Genomic DNA, 19,482 nt, shown 5'->3' on the forward strand with positions numbered 1-19,482 from the left:
AAAGCGAAGGGGGAATGGAAGTGGAACAGGACACGTATTCCATGCCAAATACAGCACCAAAATCGAAAACAAAGCCGAAAAGGAAATTCAATTCCTGGGTTAATAACCCTGTTTTAGAAGATTATGCATTACGGTATGCGCCGAAATCATTCCGGAAGTGGTCCAGTTTTTCTGTTGCAAGTTCAGCACTCGGTGGGATCGCTTTTTTGGCCGATTTTGCAATTGGTGCTTCAATCTCTATCTCTTATGGGTTTACGAATGCATTTTGGGGAATTGTTGCAGCAGCAGTCGTTATCTTTTTAACCGGAATTCCGATTGGCTATTACTCTGCCAAATATAATGTGGATATGGATTTACTGACCCGGGGCGCAGGATTCGGATATTTAGGCTCAACATTAACCTCGCTGGTTTATGCTACCTTTACATTTATCTATTTTTCAACAGAAGGGGCCATTATGGCGCAGGCATTGGAAGTTTATTTTCATCTTCCACTTGCGATTGGTTATTTAGTCAGTACGTTAATTGTGATCCCGCTTGTATTGTTCGGAATGACAGCCCTGTCGAAATTGCAAGTGTGGACGCAGCCGATCTGGCTTGTTCTGATGATTGCACCTATCCTTGCCATTTTGATGAAAAATCCGCAGGCTTTTAACGCCTGGCTGCACTTCGAGGGCAGTTCGCCGGAGGGGACAGCGTTTAACCCGCTTTTCTTTGCAATGGCGTCCGGTGTTGTCCTATCGCTTATCACCCAAATCGGGGAACAGGCGGATTATCTTCGTTTTATGCCGGACCAAACGTCCAAAAACCGCAAGAAGTGGCTATGGGCAGTTATTTTATCTGGCCCGGGCTGGATCATTCTTGGTTCATTTAAACAATTGAGCGGCTCTTTCCTCGCTTCTTATATTGCGCCGAGTGTCGGACTGTCAAAAGCGAATGAACCGATTCAAATGTTTATCAAAGCGTTCAGCGAGTTTATCCCGGGTACCTTTGTTGTGCTGACGATCGCGACATTTTTTGTTTTGCTTTCACAGATCAAAATTAATGTGACCAATGCTTATTCCGGTTCATTATCATGGTCCAACTTTTTCTCGCGGCTGCTTCATTTTCATCCGGGCCGGGTGGTCTGGCTGATCCTTCAGGTTGCTATTGCGATTACTTTGATGGAAGCTGGGCTGTTTGGGTTTCTGAATACCGTTCTTGGCTTTTATTCCAATGTTGCGGTTGCCTGGGTTGGCGCTATTGTTGCAGATCTTGTGATTAATAAAAAATTGCTGAAAATCAGCCCGCCTTATATCGAGTTCAAAAGGGCCCACTTGTATAATTTCAATCCGGTCGGGTTCGGCTCTATGATGATTGCTTCCATTGTCTCGATTTTGGCATACTTTGGTGTATTTGGGGCGGTATTACAGGCATTTTCGCCTTTCCTTTCTCTTGTACTCGCCTTTATCTTGGCGCCAATTATTGCGATTGCCACAAAAGGAAAGTATTACATTGCAAGAGAAAATCCTCTAATGCAAACCCAGCTCGAAATGGTTGCAGGGGTAATAGTTGAGGATGAAGCGGAAACAGCGGCTGGCAGCAATCGAGCACATCATCATCTTAACAAAAACGGCGAAGTAACTTGTTCGGTTTGCGGGTTCAATTATGAGCCGATGGACAGTACTTACTGCCCATTTCACAAGGGAATGATTTGTTCGCTTTGCTGCAGTCTGGAAAAAGATTGTCATGATATGTGTAAGAAGGCCACATCCTGAGCTTGTTTTGCAATACACATTTGACGATAAAGGAGAGTTGGATATGGGAAGCATTGGCAGTATGTCAAAACCAACAGAAGGGTTTTTAACGGCATTGATTCAATATCCCGTGCCGGTAGTCGATTCGAGAAGTGATATTGATAAACAAATCGAGCAGATTGTCAAAATGATCCATTCTACAAAAGCAGGTTATCCGGGCGTGGAACTGATTGTGTTTCCCGAGTACAGCACGCAGGGTTTAAATACAAAGAAATGGACAACGGATGAATTTCTTTGTTCAGTGCCCGGGCCGGAAACGGATATTTTTGGGGAAGCCTGCCGGAAAGCGGGGGTATATGGTGTTTTTTCACTGATGGAAAAAGATCCGGATGGCGGTGCGCCTTATAACACGGCAGTTATCATTGATCCGGACGGGGAAATCATTTTAAAGTACAGAAAACTGAATCCGTGGGTGCCTGTTGAACCATGGCAGGCAGGCAATCTTGGCCTCCCGGTTTGCGAGGGGCCGGGCGGGAGCAAATTAGCTGTCTGTATTTGTCATGACGGGATGTTTCCGGAAATTGCCCGGGAAGCGGCATATAAAGGGGCGAATGTATTGATCCGGATTTCGGGTTACAGCACCCAGGTGAATGACCAGTGGATTTTGACAAACCGTTCAAATGCATGGCAAAACCTCATGTATACGATGTCCGTCAATCTTGCAGGTTATGACGGCACATTCTACTATTTCGGGGAAGGGCAGGTATGCAATTTTGACGGCACAACTTTAGTACAGGGGCACCGCAATCCTTATGAAATTGTAACAGCGGAAATTTATCCGAAATTAGCAGATCAGGCAAGAGTGGATTGGGGGCTTGAAAATAATATTTACAACCTTGGGTCAAGGGGCTATGTTGCTACGCCGGGGGGTGTGAAGGAGAATCCATACACTTACATCAGGGACTTGGCTGAGAACCGCTACAAGCTTCCCTGGGAGGATGAGATTAAGATCAAGGACGGCTCCATATACGGATATCCAGTGCAAAATCCTGTAAAGAGCTGAGTGTAAAAAAAAGGGGGTGCTGGAAAATTCCAGCACCCTTTTGGTTTATAATTCGGAAAATTTCATCTTGATCAAAATATTTTCTTGTTGTATGATGATGTTAACTGAAATAACATTTAATTGTTAATTTTTTAACGCTTGATGTTTTTATAATGAGGAGGCGTTATGTTGAAACTCACCCCTAGAGAAACCGAAAAACTCATGATTGTGGTAGCGGCGGATCTTGCCCGCAGGCGGCAGAAACGAGGATTAAAGCTGAACTACCCGGAAACTGTCGCCCTCATTACATATGAAGTGATGGAAGGGGCAAGAGACGGGAAGACAGTGGCAGAACTAATGCAATTCGGGGCAACAATTTTAAAACAGGAAGACGTCATGGAAGGCGTCGCGGAAATGATTCCTGACATCCAGGTTGAGGCGACATTTCCGGATGGCACAAAACTGGTCACGGTTCACAATCCGATCCGATAAAGGAGGTGCCCGAATTGATCCCAGGCGAGTACATATTAAAAAATGAACCGGTTGTCTGTAATTCAGGACGGAAGACGACCCGGATCACCGTGACGAATCGCGGTGACAGGCCGGTGCAGGTCGGTTCACATTTTCATTTTTATGAAGTAAACCGGGCGCTTGTGATGGACCGTGCTAAAGCGTACGGTATGCATTTGAATATCCCTGCGGGTACGGCTGTCCGGTTTGAGCCGGGGGATGAAAAAGAAGTGGAGCTGGTGGCGTTTGCTGGAAAAAAAGAAGTTTACGGCCTGAACAACCAGACAAACGGCACGCTTAAAAAGTCCTACGGTGTGATGTCAAGGGTTAAAAACAAGTGAATTGGAAATTTTGTTGGCTCTATGTCGTAAAAATGGCAATACTGAACTAAGCCTCCAGATAATTGGAATAATCTGGAAGTTTTCAAGTTCAGGCTATCGATGATGGTTACCTGGTTACCTCATCGCGTCACCTTCTTTTTCGGCGCATAAATTTGATCGTTGCGGAGCAGCGCATCGATCAGGCGCACCAGTTTTCTTGCCGTTAAGACGAGGGCGCGTTTGTGTGAGTGCTTATGCACCTCACGATATTTCTTTTGGTAAAAGGCGCGGTACTCAGGTTCGTGTCGCCGGACCAGATTGGCAGCCTCAACCAGGTAATACCGGAGATAACGATTGCCTGTACGCGCAAGCATTTTGTCATCAGCCTCAAAATCACCCGATTGGTGGCGGGGCCAGAACAATCCAGCAAATTTTGCGATCGCGGCTTGGTCGTCAAAGCGCTCAATGTCGCCGATTTCAGCGAGAATCCCAGCACAGCTCACCGGGCCTATTCCCGGAATGGTCTGGAGGGTATTCGGGATTCCATCAAGAACGCGGGCAATCGCCTTATCCAAATCCTTGATTTGGCGTTTAAGATGCCGGATGATCTCAATAGAACTGCCCAGGACCAAGTCAATCGAATCCTCCACACATTTAGAAAGCCGGTAAGAGGACCGGGCAGCTTTTTGGATGGATGCGGCCAAATCCTCGGGATCGCTAAAGCGGCCATGGCCTTTGGTCTGGAGATACATCGCTAAGTCCTCTAGAGGCATTTGGGCAATTTCATCGAGGCTATAGGCCTCAAGCAAAAATTCCGTTATGGCATGGCCGAAGACCGGTGTATCCACTTCAAGGTTAAAGGCACTGAATTTGAAAAACAGATGATTCAAAAATACCTGTTGTTCCCGGGTTAAACTTTGAATCAGGTGATAGCGCATCCGTGTTAACCGTTGAAGGGCAAGGTATTGTTCTGACTGAATCACGGATTTCGGCAATCTCCCGAAACGCAAGCGGTCCGCAATTACCCAGGCATCTTTGGGATCGGTCTTGTCCATCTCGGCATAAGCCTTTTTGAAATTTCTCACCAGCTTCGGATTCAGGGTAAACACCTTTGTACGACGCTGTTTCAGCTCGGGATCTTCATGGAAAAACATTGCCGGGTGCCAACTATACACAGATGTGGCCTCCATGGCGATCTGGATGGTGTCATCCGCCTCCGCATGTTGGAGGATGGCGTCTCTTAACTCAGAGGCACCGGGAAGATTGTTTGTCACCGTTTGGGTGGCCAACGTTTCCCCCATTCCATCCATCAGGCAGGCATCGAGGTTTTTGGAGCTCACGTCAATACCGACAAATAAGGGCATATGATTTCCTCCTCTCTGTATTGGGATCGATGGAATCGGACGCTTCGGGATATCCCCAGATGGCTTGCCGATCTGTCAGCCTCGCGTATGAGAACTCATCCGGGCCGTGGGCTGCCTGGAACTGCTCATTTCCAGCACGGAGATCCGGAGGAACGGCCTACGGGTTAGACGTTCAAGCAAGAACCTGGGGATGCAGACTTTTCGAGTAGTCAGGCTACAAGGAGGGGAAGCATTGACCCAAACGATCCTAAGACCATTATCCGGGAACATCGCGAAGCGTCCAAGTCCGAACTTGTATTCCGGGCGAGCCCGGAATACAAAATCTTATATTCACTTGTCAATGAGCAGCAGAATGAACTGGAAATTGACATCCACTTTGGATTTAAACTTATTATACGAGGAGGGGGAAGCATGACTTTTTTAATGCCGCGCAGGCAATATGCGGATATATTCGGCCCCACTACCGGAGATGCGATAAGGCTTGCGGATACAGAGTTGTTTATAGAGATTGAAAAAGATTTTACCGTGTACGGGGATGAAGTGAAATTCGGCGGCGGCAAGGTGATCCGTGACGGGATGGGTCAGCATCCGCATGCTTCAAGCGATACCAGCCCGGACCTTGTTTTAACGAATGCCATTATTTTGGATTATACAGGCATCTATAAAGCGGATATCGGGATAAAAGACGGATTTATTTCAGCAATCGGAAAGGCGGGCAATCCGCTCTTAATGGAAGGTGTCGATATCACAATCGGTGCGTCAACTGAAGTGATTGCCGCGGAAGGGATGATTGTAACAGCAGGCGGGATTGATGCGCATATTCATTTTATCAGCCCGCAGCAAATTGAAACGGCGCTTGCATCGGGCATTACAACGATGATTGGCGGCGGGACCGGGCCTGCAACCGGAACGAATGCGACAACGTGCACGCCGGGGCCTTGGAATCTTCACCGGATGCTTGAGTCTGCAGAAGCCTTCCCGATGAATCTCGGATTTCTTGGCAAAGGAAACTGTTCGGCAGAAGCGCCACTAAATGAACAAATTGAAGCCGGCGCCATCGGGTTGAAACTTCATGAAGACTGGGGATCGACAGCTTCTGCAATTAATACATGCCTGAAAGTGGCGGACCGTTATGATGTGCAGGTGGCTATTCACACAGACACCTTAAATGAGGGAGGATTTGTCGAGGACACGCTTAAGGCAATCGGGGGCCGTGTCATCCATACATACCATACGGAAGGCGCAGGCGGTGGGCATGCGCCGGATATCATTAAGGCAGCAAGTTATCCGAATATTTTGCCCTCATCCACCAATCCGACCCGCCCGTTCACCGTCAATACATTGGAAGAGCATCTCGATATGCTAATGGTCTGCCACCATCTCGATGCTAATATCCCGGAAGACATCGCGTTTGCAGACTCACGGATCCGGAAAGAAACTATTGCTGCGGAAGATATTCTCCATGATATAGGGGTGTTCAGCATGATTTCGTCCGACTCGCAGGCAATGGGCCGTGTCGGAGAAGTGATTATGCGAACGTGGCAGACTGCCGACAAGATGAAAAAACAGCGCGGCAAACTCCCGGAGGATACAGGCATCGGGGATAATTTCCGGGCCAAAAGATATATCGCCAAGTACACGATTAATCCGGCTATTGTTCACGGCATTTCCGACTATGTCGGATCTGTTGAAACCGGGAAGTTCGCCGATCTCGTCCTCTGGCATCCTGCTTTTTTCGGTGTTAAACCGGAACTGATTTTAAAAGGCGGGATGATTGCTTACAGCACGATGGGCGACCCGAACGCGAGCATTCCGACGCCCCAGCCGGTCCTCTACCGCAATATGTTCGGCGCGTTCGGAAAAGCAAAGCAAAAGACCTCCCTGACATTTGTGTCAAAGGCGGCTTACAATAAAGGCATACACCGTGAACTTGAGTTAAACAAACAGGTGAAGCCGGTGAAAAGCATTCGCCAATTATCCAAACAAGACCTGCCGTATAACGACAAGACACCGAAAATTGAAGTAGACCCGCAAACGTATGAAGTGAAAGTGGACGGGGAGCTGATGACGTGTGAACCGGCTGAAACCGTCCCGATGGCGCAACGCTACTTTTTGTTTTAAGGAGAGAACCAGATGATTATTGAAAAAGTGATTGGAAATGTAGAAACTTTGGAGAGTAAAGGTTTGCATGTGGAACGTGTGTACATGAACAGCGATGACCTGCTGAAACGGATCAAACGCGCCGTTACGGACCACGGAAATGAACTCGGCATCCGTTTAAAAGAAAACCAGGAACTGCATGACGGCGATATTTTATACATGGATGATCGCAATATGATTGTCATTTCGGTTTTGGAGGACGATGTGCTGACTATCACACCGCAGTCAATGAAACAAATGGGGGAAATCGCCCATCAACTCGGAAACCGGCATTTGCCGGCCCAATTTGAAGCAAACGATATGATTATTCAGTATGATTACTTGGTGGAAGAATTGCTTGAAGGGTTCGGGATCCCGTACCGGCGGGAGAAACGAAAGATGAAGCAGGCGTTCCGCCATATCGGGCACCATCATGATGCATAACTGGTATCCGCTTATCCAACTCTGTGACTCCAATTTCCCATCAGGTGCCTTTTCACACTCGCTCGGTTTTGAAACTTTTTTTCAAAAACACCGCCTGGAGGACCGGGAGCATGTTGAAAAAGCAATTTCTGTCTACATACGCAGGCAGCTTGCTTTTACAGACGGCCTGGCCTGCAAGCTTGCGTATGAAGCGGCAGAAAAAGAAGATCTCCAAACGGTTGAGGAAATTGGCAGCATTTTGTTTTCATCCTGCCTTGCTGAAGAGTCGCGGGAAGCGGGCCGCAGAATGGGAGAGCGGATGGCAAAGGTTTGTGCGGAATTGTATCCTTCATCGTTGCTGTCAATTTATTTGGAAGGGATCGTGGACAAAAGGCTGTACGGTCATCCGGCGATTGTATTTGCACTTGCCGGGTTTAGCATTCAGGCACCGAGAGAAGCGGTTACCGGCGTCTGTCTGTTTTCGGCTGTATCCGCGCTTGTGCAAAATGCTGTCCGCGGAATTCCGATCGGGCAGACGGACGGCCAGCGGATTTTAACCAATATCCAGCCGGCAATTGATGAAGCGCTTGGCGTGATTTCAACTTGTACAATAGATGATCTCGGCATAAGCTGCCCGGGGCTTGAAATCGCCCAGATGCAGCATGAAAGACTTCATGTGCGTTTGTTTATGTCTTAATGTCTTAATTTTTCATAAAAAGGGAGATGTACTTATGGAACCGGTTCGGATTGGCATCGGCGGCCCGGTTGGCGCCGGAAAAACCATGCTTGTTGAAAAATTAACAAGGGCAATGCAGAATGAGTTCAGCATGGCCGTTGTCACAAATGATATTTATACAAAAGAGGATGCAATGTTTTTGGAAAAAAACAGTATCCTCCCGAAAGATCGGATCATCGGCGTTGAAACGGGAGGCTGCCCACATACAGCGATCCGTGAAGATGCCAGCATGAATTTTGCGGCAATTGATGAGCTAAAAGAGAAGCATCCGGATTTGGATTTGATTTTTATCGAAAGCGGCGGAGATAACCTCGCAGCGACGTTTAGCCCGGAACTGGCCGACTTTTCCATTTATATTATTGACGTGGCGCAAGGGGAAAAAATACCCCGTAAAAACGGGCAGGGGATGATCAAATCCGATTTATTTATTATTAATAAAATTGATCTGGCCCCGTATGTCGGTGCGGACCTTGAGGTAATGAAACGGGATACGATTGCGGCAAGGGGGGAGAAGGCAAATATATTCACGAACTTAAAAAATGAAACCGGGCTTGAAGAAGTCGTGGCCTGGATTAAGCAAAATGCGCTGCTGTATGGATTAGAGTCATGAACTGGACAGGCAGGCTTGAAATAGAAGCAGTAAAAAAACAGAAGAAAACGGTTCTTTCCTCTTGTTACCAGGAAGGCGCTTTTAAAGTGAGCCGCCCGATTTATCTGGATGAAGGCATGCCGCTTATTTATTTCATTCATGTTGGCGGAGGCTATGTGGACGGGGACAACTATTATACGGCACTGAAACTCGGGGAGGGAGCCCGAATGACCGCAACAACACAAGCATCTGCAAAAGTGTACAAAACGCCGGTGCAACCGGTAGCGCAAAAGACGGTTTTCCATTTAAAAAGCGGCAGTGTCTTTGAATATTTGCCGGATCCGCTCATTGCTTACGAAGGCGCCCGGTTTGTACAGGAGACTGAAGTCCGGATGGAACCCGGTGCAAGTTTGTTCTACCGGGACATGATTACCCCTGGATGGGAGCGGAACGGCCGCTTTTTTACATATGATTGGATCCGTTCGAAATTAAAGGTATGGATGGATGGATCGCTTATTTTATTTGATCATTTAAATTTAGAGCCGGACCGGGGGATTGGCGATATATTGCAAATGGACGGCTTTACACATCTTGGCACATTTGCCGTTGTCCATCCGCTGGCTGGAAGGAAATTTCTTGAGGCACTTTATGAAAAGCTTGAAAAAGCCGGCGCCGGCCTGAAGTTCGGTTTGTCGTGTCTGCCTCCCGGGTACGGTGTGATGCTGCGGGTAATGGGCTACAATACCGGATTAGTTGAACGGTTTATGAAAACTGCCCATTCATTTGCAAGGGCTGAACTGCTTCATAAAGACAAGCTGTTTTTAAGAAAATACTAGTCAGATATATTTCCGGTTAGCAGGATGAAAGGAGTGGTATTAAATGGATGTGAGTTTTATATCTGTCCTTGCATTAGGATTTGTATTGGGAATTAAACATGCGATTGAACCGGATCATATTATTGCTGTATCTACAATTGCCAGTCGAAGCAAGAAATTGTCCCAGTCATCCCTTGCAGGTGTTTTTTGGGGCATAGGCCATACAGCAACCTTATTTATTGTCGGAATTTGCCTTTTAATTATAAAGGGGGAGATTCCGGAAAAATGGGCCATGTCACTTGAATTTCTTGTTGGAATTATGCTGGTTTATCTTGGCATTACAACGTTGACTGCATTTAAAAGGGCACGTATAAATCATCATTATCACATACCAGGTCATAAACACCCATCAGGAAACTATTCCTATATCAAATCAGTGTGTATCGGGCTTGTACATGGACTTGCCGGAAGCGGAGCAATGGTACTGCTGACAATGAGTACTGTTAAAAGTGTTGTTGAATCAGCCGTTTATATTTTGATATTTGGAATTGGGACTATATTCGGCATGCTTTTCTTTACAACTATTCTAGGTATCCCGTTTATTATAAGCGCTAAAAGAGTAGAGGTAAATAAGACGCTTACGCAGATCACTGGAGCCATTAGTACGGTATTCGGCATCTATTATATGTACAACTTAGGGATAGGGGAAGGATTGTTTAAAATGTGGTTGCAATCATTGTAACTCTCTCATGCTGCTATATCGCGCCGACTGATCATTCCGAAGTCCCAGAATTTCCGTCCGATGAAAAAAACACTGCAACCCTGATCCGGAGGGCTGCAGTGTTTTTTGCTATTCGAAATTAAGCTGATAGTCTTCCGATTTGATCATCTTTAATTTTTTTGAAAAAACATAAATGAATCCGACATTTAAGATAAACGGCAGCACAAAGAAAGTGCTCAGCATAATGGCAATATTTTTCGCAGTCCAGCCGCCTTCAGCAAGATGCATGAAATTGAGCGGGCCGACTAAGCCCGACAACCCGAATCCTGCACTGTAAGGCGTGCCCTGAATATGAAAGACGCCGGCGAGCGCACCGAGAACGGCAGCAGTGATGAGCATCGGGAAAGCAATTTTCGGTTTCATAAAGAAGTTTCGCATCTGAATTTTCGGCGAGCCAAGTACATGGGCAAGGGCGGTACCGAGCGAGTTGGCTTTATAGCTGGCGATGGCAAGCCCGACCCCGGCGGCACAAATGCCAAGATTTGCCGCCCCTGAACTGACACCTGAAAGCATAATAACGGTTGCTACGCCGACTGTTGAAATCGGCGATAAAATAATCAGGCAAAAAATGACGGCAATAATGGCGCCCATTACGACAGGCTGCATGCTTGTCACATGTGCCACGCCGACGCCGACCAGCCCGGTAGCCGCTTTAATAAATGGCAAAATTGCAAGTCCGATCATGCCCGGTATTAAAATACTCAATGTCGGGACCAGGAGGATGGAATAAGCCTTTAACCTTGTTCCGACCCACTTGACGAATAAAACCGCCAATGCCGCTGTAATCCCTGTATTGATGACAATCCCGATCCCGTTTAAAGCAAATGCGCCGGCAGCCGTTTTCTGGATCGCGCCGCTCCCAACCATTGCGGCAATGCCGACACTTGCAATTTGGATCGGTGTCAATTGAAAGGTAATGCCGACCATAACGCCAATCAATACAGGGAGCATGCTCATGATGATAACGGTTGCATCCACAACATGCTGCAAATAAGGCGCATGCGGGATAATCAGTTTCAATATCTCCCCGAGTAAGGCGTTTGGGATCAGAGAAACGACAATGCCTATGCTCATTCCGTTTAACAGTTTGCTAAAGAAATCTTTCATTATTGGAAGCCCCCATTTTGTTTTGACCTCGCTGCTGACGCTGCCGGATAAGCGCCGATGCTTGTCTGTTTGCGTATGATTATATAAAACATTCAGATTATAGTCAACAAAAATTTTTAATACTTTACCGCGTGTGTGCACATATGCATAAAAGTACTAAAAAGCATATAAAATGAACTTAAGTTTTTCGTGCCAAAATCAATTACGATCAGGATAGACATTGCTTTTGGCAACACATAAAGAAGTAATAATGTTTAGTTCAGCTTATATATAGGGCTTGCTAAATAAGCAAAATTCCTAGATTTGGTAGGAATGCTGACAGCTTTGGCAAAAATTTAATACAAAGGGTTTTATAAAAAATCCAGGGAAAAACTTGCACTTGAAAGCTGATTCAATGAATAGAAAAGACAGAATCGCATTTTCGAAGATGGCTTCTTCTATATTTTTAGACAGAGCTTGCTGACAAACTCAGAATCGGAATCGGGGGTTCAGCAAGCCCTAACATGACGCCCTCTATGTGAAGGAAGGCCTTCATTTTTTCGCGCTTCCTTAACGTAGACGGGCTCTATGTAAAGGAAGGGCTTCGTTTTTGCATGCTTCCTTAACATAGAAGGGCTCTATGTGAAGGAAGGCCATCATTTTTGCACGCTTCCTTAACGTAGACGGGCTCTATGTGAAGAAAGGCCTTCGTTTTTCCGCGCTTCCTTAACGTAGACGAACTTTATGTGAAGGAAGGCCGTCATTTTTGCACGCTTCCTTAACGTAGACGGGCTCTATGTGAAGGAAGGCCGTCATTTTTCCGCGCTTCCTTAACATGGGGGCTTGCTAAATAAGCAAAATTCCTAAATTTGGTAAGGATGCTGACAGCTTTGGCAAAAATTTAATACAAGAGTTTTATAAAAAATCCAGGGAAAAGCTGAATCAACGTATAGAAAAGACAGAATCACGCATTTTCAAAAATGGCTTCTTCTAGAGCTTACTGACAAATTGGGTACAAACTCAGAATTGGATTCGTTCAGCAAGCCCTATATAAAAAAGTGATCGAAAACAATCTCAGATATGATTGAAACAATTGAAATCCGTGATTGCTGGCCTGGCATGAAAAATGATTTTTTTTCACGATGGAAGCGGTATAATAAAAGTGGTGTTTTAGAAGGTGTTATGCCGGGCAAAAAAGAACATAAGGATGCGGAGGGATACGCCATGAAGAAAATTATAAACGACCCTGGAAAAGTCGTCGATGAGATGCTGGATGGATTTGTGTATGCCCATGAAGGAACAGTAAAACGATTGGAAGGGACAGGCGTCATTTATCGTACTTTCCGGGATGAAGGAAAAGTAGCGCTCATTAGCGGCGGCGGCAGCGGGCATGAACCGAGCCATGCCGGTTTTGTCGGGGAAGGGATGCTGTCTGCGGCGGTTTGCGGTGAAGTGTTTACCTCGCCGACGCCGGATCAGATTTTTGAAGCGATTAAAAAAGCCGACCAGGGAGCCGGTGTGTTCATGATTGTGAAAAATTATACAGGGGATGTTATGAATTTTGACATGGCCCAGGAATTAGCTGAAATGGAAGATATTCAGGTGGATAAGATCGTGGTTGACGATGACATCGCGGTAGAAGATAGCACGTATACAGCAGAAAAGCGCGGTGTTGCCGGCACCGTCCTTGTCCATAAAATTCTGGGCGCGGCAGCAGAAGGGCAGACGCTTCAGGAAATCAAGGCGTTGGCTGAACGGCTTGTACCCAATGTGAAGACAATCGGCGTCGCGATTTCGCCGGCAACGGTTCCAGAAGTCGGAAAGCCGGGTTTTGTCCTTCAAGAAGATGAAATGGAATACGGTGTCGGCATTCACGGGGAACCGGGTTACCGGCGGGAAAAAATCAAGTCGTCAAAAGCGATCGCGGAAGAACTCGTTACCCGGCTGAAAAATGCGTTCAACTGGAAAGAAGGGGACCAGTTTGCGCTCCTTGTCAACGGGCTTGGGGCTACGCCGCTTATGGAACAGTATATTTTTACCAAGGATGTGCATGCCCTGCTTGACCGGGAAGGCCTTACCGTTCCGTTTAGAAAAGTGGGCAATTTGATGACGTCCATTGATATGGCCGGCCTTTCCCTCACGCTTGTAAAACTGGAAGATGAGGCATGGCTTAAATTTTTAAAACGGCCGGTGTCCGTCCCGGCATGGGTGTAAAGGAGGAGGAAACATGTTAACAGCAGAAACAGCAACAGACTGGCTGCATCGTTTTGCAGAAAAAATCAATGAAAACAAAGCCTATTTGAGCGAACTGGACAGTGCGATCGGTGATGGCGACCACGGTTCGAACATGGCGCGCGGTGTGGCGGCTATGGAAGAAAAACTAGCAGCTGGCGGTTTTGCTACGGTCCAGGACGTCCTGAAAACAGCGGCGATGGCGTTGCTTGGAAAAGTCGGGGGTGCCTCGGGGCCGCTGTATGGATCGGCGCTGATTGCGATGGCAAAACAGGCAGGGGAAAATGAACAAGATGTTGCGGCAATTGTAAAAGCCGGGCTTGAAGGCATCCAAAAACGCGGGAAAGCGGAAAAAGGTGAGAAAACGATGGTCGATGTCTGGATGCCAGCCTGTGAAGCACTCGCGTCCGGATCGCTGACAAAAGAAACCATTCAATCTGCCGTGGAGGCGACAAAAGAGATGAAAGCGACAAAAGGGCGCGCATCTTATCTTGGCGAGCGTTCCATCGGCCATCTTGATCCTGGGGCGGTTTCAAGCGGCTATTTGTTTGAAGCTTTGTTGGAAGGCGGGATTCTGGATGAGTAAAAAACCAGTAGGCATTGTCATTGTTTCCCATATTCCTGAAATCGCGGCCGGCCTTGCCACATTGTTAAAGGAAGCGGCCAAAGACGTTTCCATTACGTATGCGGGTGGCACCGATGACGGCGGGGTTGGCACCAGTTTTGACAAAATGAATGCCGCCATAGCCGAAAATGAAGCGGATGATCTGTTTGCTTTTTATGACCTTGGCAGCGCCAAAATGAATTTGGAAATGGCAATGGAGATGTCGGATAAGTACATCCGCCTAATGGACACCGCCTTTGTCGAAAGTGCTTATACGGCTGCCGCGCTGATCCAGGCAGATGCAGAACTGGAAGAGATTTTAAAACAGCTGGAACCGTTAAAGGTAAAATAAAAAATAGCCCGGGCCAGTATGAACGGTCCGGGCATTACTTTTTTGTGGAAAAACATAGGATTAAGGGCCTCGCCAAAATGAAACGTGTGGCATCCTTCATCAGGTTTTCACGCAAAACGCACGGGCGCCCTGCATGGCCATTTTAAAGCCTTTTTTGCCCGCCCGCGCTGTATGGCGTTCGAAAGGCCCTTAGGAAAAACGGGGCCGGTGCTGTATGCATGTTAGAGATTCACTCAATCGGTTCTCCTTTTTATTATATTCGAGAGGACGCCGGTGCTGTATGCATGTTAGAGATTCACGAAAAATGAGAAGGAATTTTAAGATTAACTTTTTTTATGATACCAGTCAAAGCATTAATTTTTTATTACAAGAAGACCCGAACATTCTCGGGGCTTTTTATTTTCAGAGTTCATGTAAGCTTAAAAAGATTAGCAATGCACATTACTTTACACTCATAAATGAATAAGAATAAAATAGTTTTGCACCAAGCATTTTCTATTCTATTCAGAAGGAGGAAAATGAAGTGGAATATACGAAAATAAAAAATACCGATATTCAAGAAGCATCAAGGGTTGCCCTCGGAACATGGGCCATTGGCGGCTGGATGTGGGGTGGAACCGATGAAAGGGAATCCATCAAAACGATTCAAGCTGCGATCGATTTAGGGATTAACGTGATTGATACGGCTCCCGCATACGGTTTTGGCCGGTCTGAAGAAATAGTCGGCAAAGCCCTTGCTGAAGTCGGACAACGTGACAAAGTGGTGATTTCGACAAAAGTTGCATTGGAATGGAAAAATGGTGAAGTTTTCAGAAATGGATCAAAAGAACGGATTTTAGCAGAAATTGATGATTCATTAAAAAGGCTTCAAACCGATTACATAGATATTTATCAGGTGCATTGGCCGGATCCGAAAGTACCGATTGAAGAAACCGCAGAGGCCATGAAGACACTTTATGATTCCGGGAAGATTCGCGCCATAGGCGTCAGCAACTTTTCTCCGGAACAAATGGAGGCATTCCGTACTGTGGCACCTCTGCACACGGTACAGCCCCCTTATAATTTGTTTGAACGAAACATTGAAAAAGATGTTTTGCCATATGCTGTGGATAAAGGCATGACTTCTTTATTTTATGGAAGCCTGTGCCGGGGACTTTTGAGCGGTAAGATGACACCGGACAGAAAATTCGAAGGCGATGATTTGCGCAAAACAGATCCAAAATTTCAACCGGACCGCCTGCCACAATATTTATCGGCCGTTAACGAATTAAATCAATGGGTCCAAGAAGCTTACGGCAAACAAGTTATTCATTTAGCTGTTCGCTGGCTTCTTGATCAACCGGGTTCAAGCATCGCTTTATGGGGTGCGCGCCGCCCCGATCAATTAAACCCTGTCAAGGAAGTTTTCAGTTGGAAACTAACACAAGAAGACTTGAAAACAATCGATGATATCATAAATAAAAATGTAAAAGACCCCGTTGGCCCTGAATTCATGGCCCCGCCGGAGGATTAATAAGAGGAGGCTGGGACAGAAGTATTTTACTCATAGAAAAATCCGAACTCATTCAGACATTCTATCTGAATGATTCGGATTTTTATTTATTCATAAGAAAGCAACGAAGCGCTCCGTCAAAATACTTCGCTTTCCACGGGCACGGCCTTTAATATCATAATAAAGATATTTCTTCCTTTACGTTTGCGGCAGCGGCAATGGACTGTTTTAAAATATCCAGGCCTTCCTGCAGCTGGTCGTCTGTAATGACAATGGGCATCAGAATGCGGATGACATTGCCGAAAATCCCGGCATCCAAAAGAAGCAGCCCCCGCTTGTTGGCTTCTTTCACAATCCGCTTTGTCAATGCTTTATCCGGTTCTTTTGTCGTTTTGTCTTTTACGACTTCAAATGCACACATGGCGCCAAGTCCGCGCACATCCCCGATAAAGGTAAACTCCTTCTGCCAGCTGCGGAACGTATCAAGCACATGTCTCCCGATTTTTTCCGCCCGTTCGTTTAATTTTTCAGATTCAATGATGTCCAGTACGGCAAGGGCGGCTGCGCATCCAAGCGGGCTTCCGGCATAAGTCCCGCCAAGTTCACCCGGATTTGCCGCATCCATTATGTCGCTCCGTCCGATTACCCCGCTTAACGGGACGCCTGCTGCAAGAGATTTCGAAATGGTCATCAAATCCGGCACAACATCAAAATGCTCAATGGCAAAATAGCGCCCGGTCCGACTGAATCCTGCCTGTATTTCGTCCGATACGAACAAAATGCCGTTTTCCTGGCAGAAGTCATAAACCGCTTTTACAAATTTTTTGCCTGGCACAATGAATCCGCCTTCTCCCTGTACTGGTTCCATGACCACAGCCGCAACCGTTTCAGCGGCAACATCGTTTTGAAAGAAATTCCGGAACTCTTGGATCATATAGTCTTCATATTCTTCATCGGTCAAATTGCCGGGTTTCCGGTAAGCATAAGGGTAAGGCGCCTTATAAACTTCAGAAGCGAACGGGCCGAATTCGTATTTATACGGCTTCACTTTGCTTGTCATCGACATCGTCATTAACGTTCTGCCGTGAAAGCCGCGGGTAAAGCTGATAATGGCCGGCCGCTTCGTATATTTGCGGGCAATTTTAACGGCATTTTCGACGGCTTCTGCCCCGCTGTTTAAAAGGATGACCTTTTTCTCCGCATTCCCCGGAGCGAGCGCTGCCAATTTTTCAGCCAGTTCAATATAAGGTTCATACATCATGACGTTAAAGCCGGTATGGATAAAACGTTCAAGCTGTTCTTTGACAGCTGCGACAACTTTCGGGTGGTTATGCCCGACATTCAGCGTGCCGATTGCGCCGGCAAAATCAATATACGTATTGCCGTCCACATCTGTAACAAGCGCGCCTTTTGCTTCTTTTGCAAAAACCGGAATGCCGTTGCTGACACCGCGGGGAACGGCTTTTTCCCTTCTTTCCAGCAGTTCTTTCGAAAGCGGTCCCGGCAGAGAAGAGTATACATTTGCATTTGTCATTTTAACGCTTCCTTTTTATTAGTTGATGATATGGATGTAACCGATCTGTCATTATGGTCCTTTTACAAGATTATGATATTACAAATATTGCAAAAAAACAAACGCATTTTAAGGAAAATTTATCGTTTTTTGATTTATCTTTTGGATAGCGGGTAAACAGCGAATAAAACCGCCATGATCCCTCCTGATATGCATAAGGCGGGCAATGCGATTCTTTGACAAAACCCCCTCCTGCATTTAAGATGGGGATAACGGATTTGCATTGCAAATTTGAAGGAGAGACAAAAATGGAAGTTGCCATCCCGATAGATTTTGAGCAGATGAAAGAAGTCAAAACAGAGTTGACGCGGTTTATGATGTCGTATAAATTCGCGCTCCATGAAGTGATGACAAAAATTGATATTTTAAAAGAAGAATTTCAGTACGTCCATGACTACAATCCGATTGAGCATGTAAAATCACGCCTAAAGTCACCGGAAAGTATTCTGAATAAAGCGTACCGGAAAGGCTGTGCGTTATCGCTTGATTCAATCCGTGAAAACATCCGCGATATTGCCGGCATTCGGATTACATGTTCGTTTATTTCAGACATATATGAGATCAGCAAAATGATCCAGCAACAAAAAGATGTAAAGTTAATTGAGTGCAAGGATTACATTCAAAATCCGAAACCGAACGGCTACCAAAGCCTCCATATGATCATCAAAATTCCGGTTTTCATGTCGGACAGGTCGGAAGAAGTGTATGTTGAGATTCAGATCCGGACAATCGCCATGGACTTTTGGGCAAGCCTGGAGCATAAAATATACTATAAATACGATGAGGATGTGCCGCAACATTTGAAGGAAGAACTGAAAGAAGCAGCACTGCAGGCAGCACAACTCGATGTAAAAATGGAGAATATCCAAAAAGAAATGAAGGAAGTCAAAAAACGAAACAGTGAAAACAGCGTGCACCAACTGATTGTAGATACTGAAAAGCTTCGAATCCCTGAAGATTTTTTAAAAGCGGCCTTAAATGAAACGGATGGGAAGGGATCCATTTGATCATTAATTTGAACGAAATGCCGGGATTTGTCCGGTTTGAAATGGAGAAATTAGGGGAAATGATCGCCCCGAAACTGAAAAAAGCCAACCAGTATGCATTTTGGTCCAAACCGCTGATCTTTGTGGCAGCGCTCAATTTGTTTTTGTTGCTTCTCGTGATGCCGGCGGAGGACCGCTCGATTCCGCTCCTCCTTTTCTGTGCGGTTGCTGGGGCGTTCGGCATGGCGCTGTCGCAGGAAGCGCGCGTTTTGAGAAAAGAAATTACGAAACTCAGTTTTTCCTATATGAAAAAACGGATTGAAAAAAGCAGTATTGTCCCGGACTCGGTGAAAAAACGCTATGCGGCACTAATTGAAAAAGAACCGACGAATATTTTCCTCCATTTTATCCACTTTTTGGAAGAAGAGCAAAACAGAAAAAAAGAGCTTTGGTAAAATCCGCACGGCCCGTTGATGGCGTGCGGATTCTTTGAATTTTTATGGACGGATGGGAAAATCCAACACTCCTGCGGCATTTTTACGCTCGTTTGTCTGGATGCGTGGGGATTTTTGCCCGCTCGATAGGCCGGGCGTTTCCATGCAAGTTTTTCTCGCCATGCGGCTTCTTGGTGAGAATAGCCGGAAAACGGGCGAAACCGAAACACTTTGCATGCTGCTAACAATATAGCGGGCTGCCCCTTTTTTA

General features: G+C 46.2%; 19 protein-coding genes. 16 read left to right on the forward strand and 3 right to left on the reverse strand.

From position 1 onward, the window contains the following. Window positions 1–14: 14 nt before the first annotated feature. The 4 genes from BCOA_RS26885 (at window position 15) to BCOA_RS26900 (ending at window position 3,626) form a co-directional block, all read left to right on the forward strand. The gene (locus BCOA_RS26885) at window positions 15–1,754 is read left to right on the forward strand and encodes a purine-cytosine permease family protein (protein ID WP_237680872.1); all 1,740 of its coding nucleotides are present in this window, start codon (window positions 15–17) and stop codon (window positions 1,752–1,754) included. A gap of 43 nt (window positions 1,755–1,797) precedes the next feature. Beyond that, window positions 1,798–2,796, forward strand: coding sequence for a formamidase (locus BCOA_RS26890; protein WP_014097160.1), 999 nt, complete (start codon window positions 1,798–1,800; stop codon window positions 2,794–2,796). Window positions 2,797–2,964: 168 nt separating this feature from the next. Further along, window positions 2,965–3,267, forward strand: a complete 303-nt coding sequence (locus tag BCOA_RS26895) for an urease subunit gamma (RefSeq protein ID WP_041818045.1) — start codon at window positions 2,965–2,967, stop codon at window positions 3,265–3,267. Between the two features lie 14 nt (window positions 3,268–3,281). Beyond that, window positions 3,282–3,626 carry an urease subunit beta gene (locus tag BCOA_RS26900; protein ID WP_014097162.1) on the forward strand — a complete coding sequence of 115 codons (345 nt, stop codon included), beginning with the start codon at window positions 3,282–3,284 and terminating at the stop codon, window positions 3,624–3,626. A 119-nt stretch (window positions 3,627–3,745) separates the two neighbouring features. Here the strand turns inward: BCOA_RS26900 and BCOA_RS26905 are convergent, their stop codons facing one another. Continuing rightward, complete coding sequence (locus BCOA_RS26905; protein ID WP_013858393.1) at window positions 3,746–4,969, reverse strand: IS110 family transposase; 1,224 nt, start codon at window positions 4,967–4,969, stop codon at window positions 3,746–3,748. Between the two features lie 411 nt (window positions 4,970–5,380). On the opposite strand from BCOA_RS26905, the gene ureC reads away from it, so the two are divergent. The 6 genes from ureC to BCOA_RS26940 are packed head-to-tail and all read left to right on the forward strand — an operon-like array spanning window position 5,381 to window position 10,413. Continuing rightward, the gene (gene ureC / locus BCOA_RS26915) at window positions 5,381–7,090 is read left to right on the forward strand and encodes an urease subunit alpha (RefSeq protein ID WP_014097163.1); all 1,710 of its coding nucleotides are present in this window, start codon (window positions 5,381–5,383) and stop codon (window positions 7,088–7,090) included. A 12-nt stretch (window positions 7,091–7,102) separates the two neighbouring features. Beyond that, window positions 7,103–7,552 (forward strand): urease accessory protein UreE, encoded by a 450-nt coding sequence (ureE, locus tag BCOA_RS26920; protein WP_014097164.1) that lies wholly within the window; start codon window positions 7,103–7,105, stop codon window positions 7,550–7,552. Then, window positions 7,545–8,228, forward strand: coding sequence for an urease accessory protein UreF (locus BCOA_RS26925; protein ID WP_041818311.1), 684 nt, complete (start codon window positions 7,545–7,547; stop codon window positions 8,226–8,228). Before ureE ends, BCOA_RS26925 begins: the two co-directional genes overlap by 8 nt. A gap of 34 nt (window positions 8,229–8,262) precedes the next feature. Further along, window positions 8,263–8,877 (forward strand): urease accessory protein UreG, encoded by a 615-nt coding sequence (gene ureG, locus BCOA_RS26930; RefSeq protein ID WP_014097166.1) that lies wholly within the window; start codon window positions 8,263–8,265, stop codon window positions 8,875–8,877. Beyond that, complete coding sequence (locus tag BCOA_RS26935) at window positions 8,874–9,692, forward strand: urease accessory protein UreD (RefSeq protein ID WP_014097167.1); 819 nt, start codon at window positions 8,874–8,876, stop codon at window positions 9,690–9,692. The genes ureG and BCOA_RS26935 overlap by 4 nt, the downstream gene beginning before the upstream one ends. A 43-nt stretch (window positions 9,693–9,735) precedes the next feature. Then, complete coding sequence (locus tag BCOA_RS26940; protein ID WP_014097168.1) at window positions 9,736–10,413, forward strand: urease accessory protein UreH domain-containing protein; 678 nt, start codon at window positions 9,736–9,738, stop codon at window positions 10,411–10,413. 108 nt (window positions 10,414–10,521) lie between these two features. Here BCOA_RS26940 and BCOA_RS26945 read toward each other — a convergent pair whose 3' ends face one another. Beyond that, window positions 10,522–11,559: a PTS transporter subunit IIC gene (locus tag BCOA_RS26945; protein ID WP_014097169.1), complete on the reverse strand. Its 1,038-nt coding sequence runs from the start codon at window positions 11,557–11,559 to the stop codon at window positions 10,522–10,524. 1,203 nt (window positions 11,560–12,762) lie between these two features. Between BCOA_RS26945 and dhaK the strand changes: the two genes are divergently transcribed. From dhaK to BCOA_RS26965, 4 genes are all read left to right on the forward strand, one after another. Beyond that, window positions 12,763–13,752, forward strand: coding sequence for a dihydroxyacetone kinase subunit DhaK (gene dhaK / locus BCOA_RS26950; protein WP_041818312.1), 990 nt, complete (start codon window positions 12,763–12,765; stop codon window positions 13,750–13,752). A gap of 13 nt (window positions 13,753–13,765) precedes the next feature. Beyond that, window positions 13,766–14,356, forward strand: coding sequence for a dihydroxyacetone kinase subunit DhaL (gene dhaL / locus BCOA_RS26955; RefSeq protein ID WP_014097171.1), 591 nt, complete (start codon window positions 13,766–13,768; stop codon window positions 14,354–14,356). Next, window positions 14,349–14,726 carry a dihydroxyacetone kinase phosphoryl donor subunit DhaM gene (dhaM, locus tag BCOA_RS26960; protein WP_014097172.1) on the forward strand — a complete coding sequence of 126 codons (378 nt, stop codon included), beginning with the start codon at window positions 14,349–14,351 and terminating at the stop codon, window positions 14,724–14,726. The genes dhaL and dhaM overlap by 8 nt, the downstream gene beginning before the upstream one ends. 523 nt (window positions 14,727–15,249) lie before the next feature. After that, window positions 15,250–16,239: an aldo/keto reductase gene (locus BCOA_RS26965; RefSeq protein ID WP_014097174.1), complete on the forward strand. Its 990-nt coding sequence runs from the start codon at window positions 15,250–15,252 to the stop codon at window positions 16,237–16,239. A gap of 154 nt (window positions 16,240–16,393) precedes the next feature. Here BCOA_RS26965 and gabT read toward each other — a convergent pair whose 3' ends face one another. Continuing rightward, a complete protein-coding gene (gene gabT, locus BCOA_RS26970) occupies window positions 16,394–17,752 on the reverse strand; it encodes a 4-aminobutyrate--2-oxoglutarate transaminase (protein WP_014097175.1) in 1,359 nt (452 codons plus the stop codon). A 287-nt stretch (window positions 17,753–18,039) separates the two neighbouring features. On the opposite strand from gabT, the gene BCOA_RS26975 reads away from it, so the two are divergent. Continuing rightward, on the forward strand, window positions 18,040–18,798 hold the full coding sequence (locus tag BCOA_RS26975) for a GTP pyrophosphokinase (protein ID WP_014097176.1): 759 nt from the start codon (window positions 18,040–18,042) through the stop codon (window positions 18,796–18,798). Beyond that, window positions 18,795–19,232, forward strand: a complete 438-nt coding sequence (locus tag BCOA_RS26980; RefSeq protein WP_014097177.1) for a YwnF family protein — start codon at window positions 18,795–18,797, stop codon at window positions 19,230–19,232. Before BCOA_RS26975 ends, BCOA_RS26980 begins: the two co-directional genes overlap by 4 nt. Window positions 19,233–19,482 lie beyond the last annotated feature (250 nt).

This window comes from Heyndrickxia coagulans 36D1 (genome assembly GCF_000169195.2).
Lineage (GTDB): Bacteria > Bacillota > Bacilli > Bacillales > Bacillaceae_C > Weizmannia > Weizmannia faecalis.